Annotated in this window: 11 protein-coding genes and 1 pseudogene; 5 read left to right on the plus strand and 7 right to left on the minus strand. The window is 63.5% G+C overall.

All coding sequences use genetic code 11. From position 1 onward, the window contains the following. The first annotated feature begins 9 nt into the window (after nucleotides 1-9). Both VGN68_RS15790 and VGN68_RS15795 read left to right on the plus strand, forming a co-directional pair. Nucleotides 10-720: a DUF6118 family protein gene (locus VGN68_RS15790; RefSeq protein ID WP_066268885.1), complete on the plus strand. Its 711-nt coding sequence runs from the start codon at nucleotides 10-12 to the stop codon at nucleotides 718-720. 469 nt (nucleotides 721-1,189) lie between these two features. After that, nucleotides 1,190-1,636 (plus strand): flagellar hook-basal body complex protein FliE, encoded by a 447-nt coding sequence (locus tag VGN68_RS15795; RefSeq protein ID WP_197421634.1) that lies wholly within the window; start codon nucleotides 1,190-1,192, stop codon nucleotides 1,634-1,636. Nucleotides 1,637-1,940: 304 nt separating this feature from the next. Here the strand turns inward: VGN68_RS15795 and VGN68_RS15800 are convergent, their stop codons facing one another. The 5 genes from VGN68_RS15800 to copC all read right to left on the minus strand — a co-directional run bounded on the left by VGN68_RS15800 (nucleotide 1,941) and on the right by copC (nucleotide 8,943). Beyond that, nucleotides 1,941-2,333, minus strand: a complete 393-nt coding sequence (locus VGN68_RS15800; RefSeq protein ID WP_327477831.1) for a YybH family protein — start codon at nucleotides 2,331-2,333, stop codon at nucleotides 1,941-1,943. Nucleotides 2,334-2,697: 364 nt separating this feature from the next. After that, nucleotides 2,698-4,581 carry an FTR1 family protein gene (locus VGN68_RS15805; RefSeq protein WP_327477833.1) on the minus strand — a complete coding sequence of 628 codons (1,884 nt, stop codon included), beginning with the start codon at nucleotides 4,579-4,581 and terminating at the stop codon, nucleotides 2,698-2,700. 309 nt (nucleotides 4,582-4,890) lie between these two features. Further along, nucleotides 4,891-7,581 (minus strand): vitamin K epoxide reductase family protein, encoded by a 2,691-nt coding sequence (locus tag VGN68_RS15810; protein WP_327477835.1) that lies wholly within the window; start codon nucleotides 7,579-7,581, stop codon nucleotides 4,891-4,893. Between the two features lie 62 nt (nucleotides 7,582-7,643). Next, nucleotides 7,644-8,570, minus strand: a complete 927-nt coding sequence (gene copD, locus VGN68_RS15815) for a copper homeostasis membrane protein CopD (RefSeq protein ID WP_327477838.1) — start codon at nucleotides 8,568-8,570, stop codon at nucleotides 7,644-7,646. Nucleotides 8,571-8,574: 4 nt separating this feature from the next. Then, complete coding sequence (gene copC, locus VGN68_RS15820) at nucleotides 8,575-8,943, minus strand: copper homeostasis periplasmic binding protein CopC (protein WP_037475981.1); 369 nt, start codon at nucleotides 8,941-8,943, stop codon at nucleotides 8,575-8,577. Between the two features lie 222 nt (nucleotides 8,944-9,165). Here copC and VGN68_RS15825 point away from each other — a divergent pair, with 222 nt between their 5' ends. Further along, nucleotides 9,166-9,621, plus strand: a complete 456-nt coding sequence (locus VGN68_RS15825; RefSeq protein ID WP_327477841.1) for an NAD(P)/FAD-dependent oxidoreductase — start codon at nucleotides 9,166-9,168, stop codon at nucleotides 9,619-9,621. 174 nt (nucleotides 9,622-9,795) lie between these two features. On the opposite strand, the gene istB is transcribed toward VGN68_RS15825, so the two are convergent. Beyond that, nucleotides 9,796-10,530, minus strand: coding sequence for an IS21-like element helper ATPase IstB (gene istB / locus VGN68_RS15830; protein WP_327477843.1), 735 nt, complete (start codon nucleotides 10,528-10,530; stop codon nucleotides 9,796-9,798). Next, nucleotides 10,463-12,028 (minus strand): annotated as a pseudogene (gene istA, locus VGN68_RS15835) (IS21 family transposase). The gene istB and the pseudogene istA overlap by 68 nt, the downstream one beginning before the upstream one ends. A gap of 108 nt (nucleotides 12,029-12,136) precedes the next feature. Here istA and VGN68_RS15840 point away from each other — a divergent pair. Both VGN68_RS15840 and VGN68_RS15845 read left to right on the plus strand, forming a co-directional pair. Then, complete coding sequence (locus VGN68_RS15840; protein WP_327477852.1) at nucleotides 12,137-12,703, plus strand: NAD(P)/FAD-dependent oxidoreductase; 567 nt, start codon at nucleotides 12,137-12,139, stop codon at nucleotides 12,701-12,703. A gap of 292 nt (nucleotides 12,704-12,995) precedes the next feature. Further along, nucleotides 12,996-13,391 carry a four-helix bundle copper-binding protein gene (locus VGN68_RS15845; protein ID WP_327477845.1) on the plus strand — a complete coding sequence of 132 codons (396 nt, stop codon included), beginning with the start codon at nucleotides 12,996-12,998 and terminating at the stop codon, nucleotides 13,389-13,391. Nucleotides 13,392-13,634: the final 243 nt, after the last annotated feature.

Here is a 13,634-nt window from a genome sequence, read left to right on the forward strand (position 1 = left end):
GAAACAAACATGGACGAGGACGAGTATCGCGAACCCCATGCCGGCGACGATCCAGTGGCCGCGTTCGAGCGGTTGCGCGGCGAGGTGTCGTTGCTGCGTCATGCGGTCGAAGGGCTGACCGCCGCGCGCGAGTCCATCGACATTCCCGATTATCAGCCGACGCTTGAGCGTACCGAAAAGGTGCTGGGGGTTCTGGCCCAGCAGATCGCCGCGATGCGGAAAAGCCCTGCCCTGTCGATGGACCCGGCGCATATGGCGGGCGAGATCGCGACGGCGGCGATCGGCGCGCGCCGCGAGGACCAGCGTCTTATCACCGAGGCGCGCACGGCGCTGGACCAGGCCGCGCGTGAGATCGGGAGCCGGCTTGCTTCCGCGCGGCGCGGCGACGAGCAGAATCGCTGGCTATATCTGTTCGGCGGTGGCGGCCTGGTGCTGGGGCTGTTGTTCTATGCCGCGTTGGCGGGGCCGATCGCGCGTCTGACGCCCGATAGCTGGCTATGGCCTGAAGGCGTGGCGACGCGCGTTTTGGACGCGCCGACGCAATGGGAGGGGGGGCAGCGGTTGATGCGGGCCGCTGCGCCGGAGCGCTGGGAGGCGATCGTCGCGACCGACAAGCTGTTGCGCGACAATCGCGAGACGATCGAGACGTGCCGCAAGTCGGCGACGAAGGCAAAGAAGCCGGTGCGCTGCACGATCGAGGTCAAGCCGGCGACAGAATAAGGGTGGATCCCGAGCATGATCGGGGTTGCGCGGGGCGGTAATGTCACGGTACAGGGCCGACCCCGCAGCGCAGGCACTTCGATGCCGCTCATAGGTGCACTCCCGGCAGCCGGGCCGACGAGGGAAAAAGCGCCGTCAGGCGCCAGCGTAGGGGCATCAGCGTGGCAAAGGTGAGCCCCCATACCCAAGCTGCCAGCGCGAGCGGCAAGGGTGTCGTGCGCGATTGTCCTTTGATTTAGCGAGAGAAGGCGCGCTGCACAATTAAAATGCCCCGTATGTAGTGAGTCCCATCTCGTCAACTGCCAATGATTAGACCTCTGGTCGCGCATCGTCTGGCAGGCTTGGACGAATCCTATAAGGATCGGCGCACGGCTTTACGATGAAGCAATCATTCCTAAGCGTCGTTAACCATCCTCTAACGCATGCGATGCGATTATACAGCTATGCTAGAGGTCGCACCGGGGTGAACATGAGCAGCATCTTCAACGACGTCATGGCCGTGCGAAGCGCCATCCTCGACAGGAATGCGGCGCTTCGAAATGTAGCAAGCAGCGCGGGTTCTGTTGGTAGCCCCGGGGGTGCGGGAGCAAAATTCGAAGCAGCGATGGATACCGTGCTTGGAAAGGCGGACGGTGCAGACTCGCTTGCAGGGCCTGGCTCAAACCAAAGGATTTTGGGGACTGAACGTACGGAACCAGGCGGCTTTACCTCTACACTGCAAACACAGATTCAAAAGATTAATGAAATCAACGCTCGCGCCGGCCAGTTGACAGTCGCCTATGAGCGCGGCGAAGAGGTCGATATTGCAAAGGTCATGCTCGCGCGGCAGGAGTCGTCGATCGCGTTCGAGGCGACGCTGCAAGTTCGCAATAAGTTGCTTTCCGCGTATAAGGACATCATGAGCATGCCGGTCTAGCGCAATCTTGTCCACCGTATCATTGTGAGCAAGTCAAATAAGCACCGTATCAGCTATGATGGGTTCAGTTCGGCATCGAAGGGTATGTTATGAGAAGATCGAGGGCGATTATCGCGGCCATGTTTCTGTTACCCCTAGCCGTAACGGCTTGTGGCAGCAGCGAGAAAACGTCGGACATCTCCGAGGATCAGATGAACCATTATGCCGGCATAGCGGAGCACGATCACCCGACGAATTCGACCAGCGCGACACCGCAGTCGGCTACGTCGAATCCAGCGAAGAAGCAGTAGCGGCCATAGACCGATCAGGAGCCTTTCAGCTTGCGACCGCTATTGTGCATGCTGACGATTTTCCAGCTATTTCCCTCGCGCGTTAAGACGCTGGTCGCGACGCCAATACGCTCGGCTACGGCTCCGTTCTTGGGTTCGATTCGATAGCGGTAGGTCTCGGTAGCGAGTGCAACCGGTCCCTCAAAGCGAACGCTGACCTTGTAGTCGGAAAATGTGAACGACTTGTACGCCGCCAGCTCTGGCCCAAGATGATGGGCGAGGTAGGTGGCGTAGCTTCCCTCGGAGCCACCCGTTTCGAATATCTGCGAGTCGGCCGCGAAGAATCGCTCTGTCCCCTTCGCATCGAGCTTCTCGATCGCGGCCTTGTACTGCGACAGCACCGCCTGGATGCGGCGGTGACAAAACATGCCATCGGAACGCCGGCGCTGTGCTGAGCGTGGCGGAGTAAAATCCGGCTGATGGTAAGGTTGCTTCTTTTGGGAGCGGCCAGGAAGGCGAGGCCTATTCCAAATATGGCGATGAGGTGCCGCCAGCGGCGGCGGGATGCTCTTGGGGCTGCTATTCTACGCCCCTGGGGCCGACTCGCGCAACATGCACCGGCGAGCCGGGAGGTGATCGGAGCGGCCGACAGGGTCTGCGCCATCGTGAGCCGATCAACGGATGCCGCAAAGCCGCTGTGAAGGCGGAGAAGGCGGTGCGCTGCACGATCCAGTAAAGGCGGCGGAATCCTACGGACGCCTCCCGGCTCAGCCGTAAGGGCGCCGCCCTCCATTATGGACCTGCATCGATGTCAGTGAGCCGATGCCTTGCCAACTGGCCGCGACGGTTCCAGGCGAAGCCGGTTCCGATAGCCACTGCCATCAGGAGCTGCGCCAGCACGGATTGCCATGTAGGGAACAGGCCAAGCATTGAGAGCCTGGGCACATCGCGAAGCGGCGCTATGGCGATGATGCCCGCCTCTTGGAGAGCGGAAACCCCCTTGCCCGCGAGCACGACCGTCAGGATGGCCATCAGCCATGAGCTGTAGCGGAAGAACTGCGTAATCGGCAGCGTACGGCTGTAGCGGAGCATGGCCCAGGCGATCACCGAAAGCAGGAGAACGGCGGTCGCAGCACCCGCCAGCAGCACGGGGCCATTCCCCTGAGACCAGAGCGCGGCATAGAACAGGATCGTCTCGAAAACCTCCCGATAGACCACGACAAACGCGAGACCGAACAGGAACCAGCCCGACCCGCCCGTAAGCGCCCGCGACATCTTCTCCCGGATATAGCGTTGCCACTGATCGGCTTGCGCCTTTCCATGCATCCATATTCCGACCGAGAGCAGCACGATCGCGGCGAATAGCGACCCAAACCCTTCCGTGAGCTCACGGCTCGCGCCGCTGATCCCAATGGCATAGGTGGCGACCGCCCAGGTAATCCCCCCGGCAACGAGCGCGCTGATCCACCCGCCATGCACATAGCGCAGCGCCTCCCCCCGCTCCGCCTTGCTAAGAAACGCGATCATGGCAACGACTATGAGCAGCGCTTCGAGCCCTTCACGCAGCAGGATCGTAAATGCGCCCAGGAACGTGGAGGCCCCCGTAGCGGCATCGGGCGCCAGCGCCGCTTCCGCATCGTCGAATAGTCCGTCGAGCACCGACACCTTTTCCGCGAGATCGTCGGGCGATGCACCGCGGTCGATCGCGGCGCGGAACTCGCCCATAGCGCCTTCGATCCGGCCCATCAGGGTGGCGTCGCGCGCCGTGAGCGTTGGTTCGATCGGCTCGAACCCGTCGAGATAAGCCGACAAGGCCAGCTCCTTCGCCCCGCGCGCATTGCCGCGCCGCGCGGCGGCAACACTTGCCGCGAGCTTGGCACGCGCGACTGCGAGCGAGCCGGGCGCGTGTTGCACCACCTGGTCGGGGTGGCGGCGCAAATAGGCCATGATCGCATCGGCGTTGGCTTTGCCTATGGAGGAGGCGAGTGCAGCCGGGGTGAGGGCGACCAGCGTTTCAAGGTCCGGAATGCGCTGGCGGAGCGCCGGGTCCGACTTCCACAACTGCTCGCCTTCACGCGCCTGCTCGTCGGTGAAGGCGAAACTGCCGGCGCGGAACGCTAACGCCCAGCGTCGATCATTGGACAGATCGGCGAAGCTCTGCATCGCGGTCCCGTCGATCCCTTGCGTCACCACCTGATACAGCGCGAACACGCTCCGCTGGCGGGCGCGCTCGGCATCAGTAAATGCGATCGGGGGCGGGTCGAGCTTGGCTGCGTCCGGGCCGCGACCGTCGCCCGTCAAGCCATGGCAGGATGCACAGGATTGTCGGAACACCCCATCGGCCGAGGCGAGGTCCGGAGCCTTGTTGGGCGCGAGCGGCACTGGATAGACGCGCAGCAGATCAGCTGCCAGCCCATGCGCGGTGGTCGCCACCTGTTCAGCCGGTGCTTTGCGCGCGATCATCCCTTGCAGGTTGTCGGCTCCCTGAACGAGCGCCTGCCGTTCCGGCTTCTCTGGCAGATCGCGCAGCCGCGTCGCAACGGACGCGGCGAACTCGTTCATCTCGGCATATTCAGCCGCGCTCCGGATCCGGCCATCCGCGACCGCTCCGCCATAATCGACGGCCATATAGTCGAGCAGCCGCCATGCGGTTTGTACGTCGCCGGGTGCGGCCATAGCCGCAGCCGGGACAAGTAGCGCGGCGAGCGTGATGGCAAGCTCCAGGAGGGCAAGTTTGGAACACTTCACTTCATATTATCTCTGTCTCGATGCGATGGAGCTTAGCCCGCAGGCCATCAACGATCCTGCGAAGGAATCGCATTAGCATACTGGGCCGTACCGAACAGTGGCGATGCCGCTCAAAGTTGTAGCCGCGGCCCACGGCTCCCCCCGTCACCCCAAAAAACTGCCTTGATGACGCTCGAATAAGCTTCGGTAGCTGGCATGCACCATGCCGAGCCCTCCTCTCTGGATGCAAGTAAGGCCTCAAATTACGTATTTGTCCCAGCTCGCATAATGCTCGGGGCTGCGCTTGCCGCGCGGCAAGCTGAGACCGGCGAGGGCGAGCCCTGCGACCACCGAAACGATCGTCCCCAGAAGGCCGGCCCCCGTGAGCAGTAACGGGGCAGCGATTAGCCAGGCGCCGAGCGCGACATTGATGAAGCGCAGGACGCGAGCGACTTCGGCGGTAGCGATGATCGCGACGGTGATGACCAGGGCGCCTACCACATGGTCGCTGTTCGCCATGGGGCCTTCATTGCCCAGTGTCACCCGGGTGAGCATCAGGAATGCGCCGAGCGCGATACTGACCGCCAGCGTCCACGGCAGCGTCAGCCCGCGCTTCGTGTCGGCCCAAAAGGCGGCAGGTGACGACATCACGTCGGAGGCGTCCTCACTGCCGGCCTCGATCGCATCGCCCTTGAAGAAGGTGCGGATCAGCGGCTTGCCTCGGCGCTTAGCCCACATAAGGAACTGACCCATGGCGATAACCTCATCGAGCGCGAACGGGATCATGATCAGCATGGCGAGCGCGGCGATCAGCGCCAGCGTGCTCCACGTGCCGATGACGATCGGCTGACTGATGATGAAGTAGATGCTGACGACGCCGAGCGGGATGACCAGGATACCGAAGAAGGTCACCATCCACGGCATCGTCCGCCAGCGGTCGCGGGTGCCCATCACCGCCATCAGGATCTCGAGCACGTAGCTCACCGTGCCAAGCCCGCCGTCGGGAATCGGCCAGGCCTTGGACATGCCCGACGTGATAATCTCCTCCGTCCCGTTGCGGGGGTCGGTCAGCGATCCGACAAAGAAGGGCTCCCAGACGCTATCGATGTGCCCCAGCTGGTAGGCGGTCAGGATGCGCGAGGTGAGAAGACCGATCAGGCCCATGGCGACGATCGGCAGCCGCTGCGCGTCGGTCGATGGCGAATAGGTCCAACCAGGCGGGATGTTCTTTGGGTCCATCATGCCGGCCATGCTCATCCCCGGCATCATCGGCACGAGGACCGACAGCGCGATGACTGCGGACCCGACGAGCAGGTTGTTGTTGTACTGCGCGGCGCTCGGGCTCCATAAGATCAGCGGCGCGAAGAACAGCCAAATGCCGATGAACGCGACAGCCCACTGCGCCCACGTCTTGGTGCGCGGGACAAGCGACAGCGCGCCGAACAGCGCGATGGCAAGGCCGCTGACGACATCGCTGATGGCCAGCGCGCTCGCCCGCCACTCGATCGATGGCAACCCGCGATCGACGGTGACGAACCGCGCCGCTTCGCCGACGCTCTGCGTGGTCATGGAGTCATAGATGAGCGGGCTGGAGGCGAGCCACAGACCAAGGCCGATATTGGCGTAAAGCGCCCAGCGTGCGCGGCGCTCGTCGCGGTCCATCATGGCCATGTGATCGCCATGTGCACCGTGACCGGTCATCGCCATCTCTTCAGCACCGGCCCTGTGCCCCATTGCGGCGTGGTCCATGTTGCCATGGTCCATCGCCCCGTGATCCATGCCGGCCATCGCGCCGGTTGCGGCTTCAGGCGTGTGGGGGTCCAACTCGGCCGGCTTCGGATCTGAATTGTCGTTCCAGGCGACCAGGTTTTCGTTGAGCTTGTTGTTTCGGTACCAGGCGCGCGGGTGGCGCTTCAACGCCGCAACGATCGTCGGAAGTGTTTCGCGAAGACTGTGCTTCGGCTCCCATCCAAGCAGCGACCGTGCGCGCGAGATGTCGAGAATATAGTGGTCGTTGCTACTGTCGATCATCCAGGGCTGGATGAAATCGTCGTCGCCGAGTGCCTCGTTCTGAAGAACGATACCGGCCTTCGCGAGCGGCTGCGGGATGCGGATTGTCTTCCAGCCCTCGCCGTGGAGCGCCTCGCCGACGATATCCTGGATTTCGGCGTAGCCGGGGGCATCGGGTTCGCCGATAAGCAGGGGCAGTTCAGACGGAAGATCGTGCCGCCGATCGACCAGGCGCACCACGGCTTCCGCCAGGTCATCGCGGTGCACCGATGATTGCGCCGCGCACAGCATGCCAGGATAGAAATGCGAGATCAGGCGGTGCTCGTAGATCTGCGATATCTGCTGTGCGAGGAACGCAGAGCGCCCATCGTCGTCGTAAACTCCGGCGGGTCGCAGGTAGACGACGGGTATCCGTCCGTGACGCTCGTGCAGCAGCGCCTCTGTGTCAACTTTGGACTGCGGATACGCCCAGGAGGCACCGATCGGCGATTCCTCGTTGATGCGCTCCTGCGGAGTGGCGGTCGGTTTATGGACCAGCATCGTGCTGGCGAAGACGAATTGCTCGACATCGAACGACTGGAGTCCGTCGATCAGCCGCCGGGTGCCTTGGACGGTTACCTTGTCGTAGAGCGGATTGGGATCGCCAGAAATGTCATAATAGGCGGCGAGGTGAATGACGGAAGCGATGCGGTTGCCGTAGCGCGCGCGAACCTCGTCGAGCGCAGCTTGAACCGCTTCATCCGAGCCGACGTCAATGTCGATCGCGGCGGCGGGCGGTGGTGGCTCGGGCGGACCGGCGCGATCGAGACCGACGACCGTGTAGCGCTCGCCGAGCCGGGCGATCAGAGCCGCAGCGATGAAACCGCTCGCGCCCGTGATCAGAACGACGCCGCCGTCACCCTGGCCGCTGCCGGCATCACTGCGTTTGACATCGGCCATGATTTGCTTCCCTTGTTCGTTCATCTCTCATACATCAACAGACCCAGCAGAGGTAACCTCACCTACATGCCCGATGCGGGCGGTGCGAGGGTGCCAAGCCATGCCACAAGTGCCAGGATACCGACTACGCAGGCTGTCTCGACCGCCAGGCTGACTCGCAGCGCCATAAGCGCTCCGTCATGATCGTTCATGGCAATCGATCGTTCGAAGGCCGGCGTGAGGCGGAAGCGATTGAGCGAAGCGAGCCCCAGCATCGCTGCGAACAAGACCAGCTTGGCAAGCAGCAGCAAGCCGTAGAGCGTCGTGCCCAAGGACGTGAAATTGGCTGGGCCTATGAGCAGCCAGCTATTGATCAAGCCGGTGATCACTAAAATGGCAACCACGAGCGTGCCCACCGCCCCGAAGCCGTGCAGCGCCCGATGGGTGAGCTGAAGGTGCGCGGTATCGATCGCCTCGGCGCGGCGCGTCATCAGGAGAAGCAATCCGAACAGTGCGCCAACCCATATACCGCCTGCGAGGAGATGGAGAATATCCGCGCCCAGGTGAAGCCATCCGGTGCTTCCCTCGTCCATGGCGCCGTGCCCGTTCCAAGCGAGTGTCGCCAACGCCGTAGCGGCGGCAATCATGGTGGTCGCCAGCCATGATGCTCTGCCTCGCGCCAGCAGGGTCGCGCCCCCGGCAATGACCAGCGCCATCATTCGCACCTTCCAGGCGGAGCCAACCGGTGGTCCTCCGAGCAACGCAGCCACCGCGGCCTCGTCGACCGGCCAGAATGGGGATCCGGCCATAGACGAGGCCATGAGGGTCAGGCCAGCGGCTGAAAGCAGCAACCCGAGCACAGCACTTCCGGAAAGCCAAGGCCGCAGAGCGATTGCATCCTCGCGCTCGCCGAGCCGAAGGCCATAGAGGCTGAACGCCGACAGGCCGAACAGCACCGCCAGGACCAGATACAACGCCAAGCGGATGGCGATGGTCGGCCAGTCGAGCATTCGCTCACTTCACCGTGAAGGTGTAGCTGCCGGTGATTTTGTGCGTGTCGCCGGAAACGACTTGCCAGTCGACGTTGTAACGCCCGCGCGGAAGACGCTGCTTGGGGATGATGGTTAGCGTACGCCCGTCGGAGCCGACCGCGGCGCTGCTGGGCATCTTCATGGCCGCCATGCCAGGCATCGCGGCCATGATCAGTTCGGCCTTGGAGAAAGCAGGTACGAGTTTCTCGCTGAACTGGAGGCTGATCTTCTCCGGGGTCGCGACGGCCGCGTTGGCGGCGGGGCTGGCGGACACCAGCTTCGGGTGCGCGTTTGCCACGCCGCCTGCGAAGAACAGGGCGGCGGCGGCAGTCGTGATGAACAAGCGACGCATGCGGGTAATCTCCATTTCCGTTGAGTTCACCTGTATTACGCAGCAGGACGGGTCATCCCTCACGATCTTTTTTCGTGCCGCCGCACCCTCTTGATGAGGGGGAAGCGGCATCGGCGCGTATTCACAAGGGAGTACAAAGCGCTTTCTACCTGCGCCTACCGTCCGAATGAGTAGGGCCGCGGGCCCGCCGGGCGCATGCGCGGGGTAATGATGAGGTTGCGGTTGACCAATCAAGGCTGGACTGGCGATCCCGAGGAGGTCATCGACTGTCTGATTGTGGGCGGCGGCCCCGCTGGACTCACGACCGCGATCTATCTTTCCCGCTTTCTCAGGAGCTGCGTCGTTTACGACGCGGCGGCGGGGCGCGCCGCCTCCATCCCGCGCTCGCACAACCTCCCAGGATTTCCCGGCGGCATTTCCGGCGTCACGTTTCTTGCGCGCCTGCAGGCTCAGTTGCATGAATATGGCGGTACGGTCCAGAGCGGTGAGATCGACGCGATCGTCGCATCAGGCGATCACTTCTCGGCAAGTTGCGGACCGAACGTCCTGTACGCGCGGACCGTCGTGCTCGCGACGGGTGTCGTCAATCGACGTCCCGAGATGCCCGATGCGATGCATGACATCGGCGTCGCGCGTGGCCTTCTCCGCTGTCAACCGGCGCGGGAAGTTGACCCCTGATCGGCTTTCAAGGTTGACCCCCTTTGGATAGGCAGTGCGGGTTGTCCCGGTAGTCCATAGGAGGGACCCGCGGACGACGCCGCGCGCCGTCAGGAGCGCAGGCGGCGGCGTCCGTGGGAGGTTCCTGTGGGCCCACCGGGTCAACCCGCGGGGATGGGGGTCCGGGGGAAGGGGTTAGGCGGCCTCGCGGCTCTTGAACCGCCAGCTCTCGTTGCCGGTCTCGACGATGTCGCAATGATGGGTGAGCCGGTCGAGCAGCGCGGTCGTCATCTTGGCGTCGCCGAACACCGAGGGCCATTCGCCGAACGCGAGGTTGGTAGTGACGATGATCGAGGTCTGCTCGTAGAGGCGACTGACGAGGTGGAACAGCAGCTGGCCGCCGGACAGCGCGAACGGCAGATAGCCGAGCTCATCGAGGATCACGAGATCGAGCCGGTAGAGGTGATCGGCAATGCGTCCCTGCCGTCCGGCGCGGGTCTCGGCCTCGAGCCGGTTGACCAGGTCGACCGTGTTGTAGAACCGGACCCGAGCGCCGCCACGCACGCAGGCGCGGCCGATGGCGATCGCCAGATGGGTCTTGCCGGTACCGGTGCCACCGACCAGCACGGCGTTGCGCTGGCTGGTGAGGAAGCCGCCGGTGGCGAGGTCCCGGACCAGCGCCTCGTTGATCGGCGTGGCGGCGAAGTCGAAGTCGGCGAGCTCCTTGGCCAGCGGCAGCTTGGCGATCGTCATCTGATATTTGATCGAGCGCGCCTGCTTCTCGGATATCTCGGCTTTCAGCAGATCACCGACCACGCGTTGCGCGGAGTGCTGACGCTTGACGGCATCAGCGACCACCTCGTCATAGGCATGACGCATGCCGACGAGCTTCAGCGTTCCCATCATCTCCAGGATCTCGTGACGTTCCATAAGACCTCCTCAGGCTGTCGTAACGGGCACAGTCGGCGACGGGCTCGTGACGGAGCCGCAGCGCTTCGGGTGTAGCGATATTGAGCGGTGCCGGCGGCTGGCGCTGGCGGGTCAGGATGTTGAGGACGATGTCGCGGCTGACCGGGCCGCTGCCGAGCGCTTCGGCACAGGCCGCCTCGACCGCCTCAATGCCGTCGGTCATCACCGCCGTCAGGATATCGACCATCTGGCGATCGCCATCGATGTGGCCACCCAGCCGCCGAGACACCCGCTCGAACGCCGGCGGCAATGCTCAGTCCTTGAACGGCGCGCCGTTCCTGAGCGCCCCCGGCTTTCTTGCCAGAACCGGCAGATAATGCCAGGGATCATAGATCGTCTGATCGCGGCCAAAGCGCCGTGCATGCTCGCCGACGACCTCGCCGTCCTGGCGGATCACGATGCGGTCGGCATAGGCGTGGATATCCACGGGCCGCCCCGCCGCCTTCGCGTGCACCGAGTATTTGTTGTAGTCGAACCGGACCAGCAGCGTCTTCGACACCGCGGCGGGCAGCGCATGGAAGCCGTCGAACGGACCGCGATAGGCGATCAGCGCGGGCCGTTCATCAGCCTCGAACACCTCCCAGACCGTGCGCTCCTTCTGCTCGGGATGGCGATGCCGCCGGGCGAACGTCACGCAGCGGTCCGCCAGCCAGTCGTTCATCTCGTCATAGCTTTTGAACCGCAGGCGGGGCGTAAAGAAGCGCTCGCGCACCAGGCCGACCTGATTCTCGACCTGCCCCTTCTCCCAGCCCGACGCCGGCGTGCACGCCACCGGATCCACCAGATAATGCCCGCACATCTGCTGGAACCGCCGGTTATACTGCCGCTCGCGGCCGACGAAGATCGCATCCACCGCCGTCTTCATATTGTCGTAGATGCCGCGTTGGCACGCACCGCCGAAGAAGGCGAACGCGCGATCATGCGCGTCGAACACCATCTCCTGACTCTCGCGCGGATAGGCTCGCACATAGAACATCCGGCTGTGGCAAAGCCGCATGTGCGCCACCTTCACCGTCGTCGTCACCCCGCCGATCAGGACGACCTCGTGGCTCCAGTCGAACTGATAGGCCTCGCCCGGGTCGAAGCTCAGCGGCACATAGACCGCCGCCGTCACCGCCGAGCGCTCGCGGTGCCATCCCGTCGCATAACGCCGGACAGCGTCATAGCCGCCGCGATAGCCCAGCCCCTGTAGCTCCTCGTAAATCCGCACCATCGTCAGCCGCTCGCGACGCGCCTTGCGCTCGTTCGCCTCCAGCAGCCGCTCCAGATCGCGCGCCCACGGACCCAGCTTCGGAAGCGGCTGTACCGTCCGCTCATAGGAAAATGCCGTCGCACCCGATCGCAGCACCTTGCGAACCGTGTTCCGCGATACGCCAAGCTCGCGCACGATCTCCTTGATCGACTTGCCCTTGACGAAAAACTCGCGCCGGATCCGCGCTACCGTCTCCACGACCAGCATCTCCCGTCCGCTCCCGCAAAGCACAGGAGCCTGAACCGTCCATGTTCAGGGGGTCAATTTTGCTCGCCGATCAGCCCTAAACGGGGTCAATATTGCAGGCCGATTCACATTCTCCGCTACTGCCCGATTTGCGATGGTTATGAGGCTCGGCGGATGAGCGTGGCGGTGCTCGGCTGCGACCGCCATGGCGCTGAAGAAGCCGAATTCCTGCGCGCTTATGGTGCCAAGGTCACGCTTCTCGCCGAACGGTCGCTCGACCTCGCACCGACCGAATTTGCCAGGCTGAACCAGCAGGGCGTCGATGTCGCGCCCTCGCCTGTCGAGCAGCTGCGTCTTGGCGATTGTGTCGAGGTTCGATTGGCCAATGGCCTGGAGCTACAATTCGACACGCTTTACCCTGCGCTCGGCTCATCGCCTCGAACAGGGCTTGCCACTTCGCTGGGCGCGAAGCTCGCGGCAACGGGATGCGTGCTGACCAACGCCCACCAACAATCCTCTGTTGCTGGCCTCTACGCGGTTGGCGACGTTGTGGAAGGGCTCGATCAGATCAGCGTCGCGACCGGACAAGCAGCGATCGCTGCGACCGCAATCCATAACCTGTTGCGCGACAGCGACAGCGGATTGGCATCCGCCATGGCCGGGCTGTGTCCCGCTCGGGGCGTACTGCCGACCTAGCGCGAGCTATTGGCAGTGCAACGAGTAAAGCCGCCACCCAGCGCTGATTCGTACCCACACGACGATCGGCGACACGGCCCTTCTCCGTTCAAATTCCCGCACTACGATCCCGGGCTCGCTCACGCAGGCGGCATGGGCGTCGAGACGGTGCGCTACCACCAGCGCCAGAGGTTACTCGACACGCCAAAGCGGCCGCACGGTCCAACGCAAAGGCCGGAACATTCAGGTTTGTAACCTCTTGCTTCGACAGGTGGTGAGACCACTGCCTGAACAGGAGAGAACGATGCACCACATGAAAGAGATGATCGCGACGCATCCGGACGTGAAAGGAAGCACGAACGATGCACTGATCCGCTGTCTCGAGGAGTGCTACTCATGTGCTCAAACCTGCACGTCGTGCGCTGATGCCTGTCTGGCGGAAGAGATGGTCGCGCAGCTTCGCCAGTGCATTCGTCTGAACCTCGACTGCGCCGACATCTGCTTGGCGGCAGGCTCGCTCGGCACCCGCCGCACCGGCAGCAACGAGCAGGCGCTGGTCGCGGCTCTTCAAGCCTGCGCCATCGCCTGCGGGCTGTGTGCGGAGGAGTGCGAGAAGCATGCGAGCATGCACGAGCATTGCCGCATCTGCGCTGAACACTGCCATCGCTGCGAGCAGGCCTGCAGCGAAGCAGTTCAGTCGATCCGCTGATCAGTCAAAGGGCGCGTCCTCGGTGAAGACGCGCCCTCGGCCGTGCCTGTTCAGAAAACGACCGCTTTATGCGCACAGCCGGACCGGTTCAGAATGCCAAGTGGTATATTCCGCCGTGCATGAAGGTTCCGCCAAGGAATCCCTGGATGGAGATAGCGAGCGTCATCAGGCCAAGCACCACCCAGTACAACGTCCGCGACCGCTCGGGAACCTTACGGTGGCGCGCTGGCATCCAAGCCAGCG

The sequence above is a fragment of the Sphingopyxis sp. genome (assembly GCF_035998965.1).
Classification (GTDB): Bacteria; Pseudomonadota; Alphaproteobacteria; order Sphingomonadales; family Sphingomonadaceae; genus Sphingopyxis.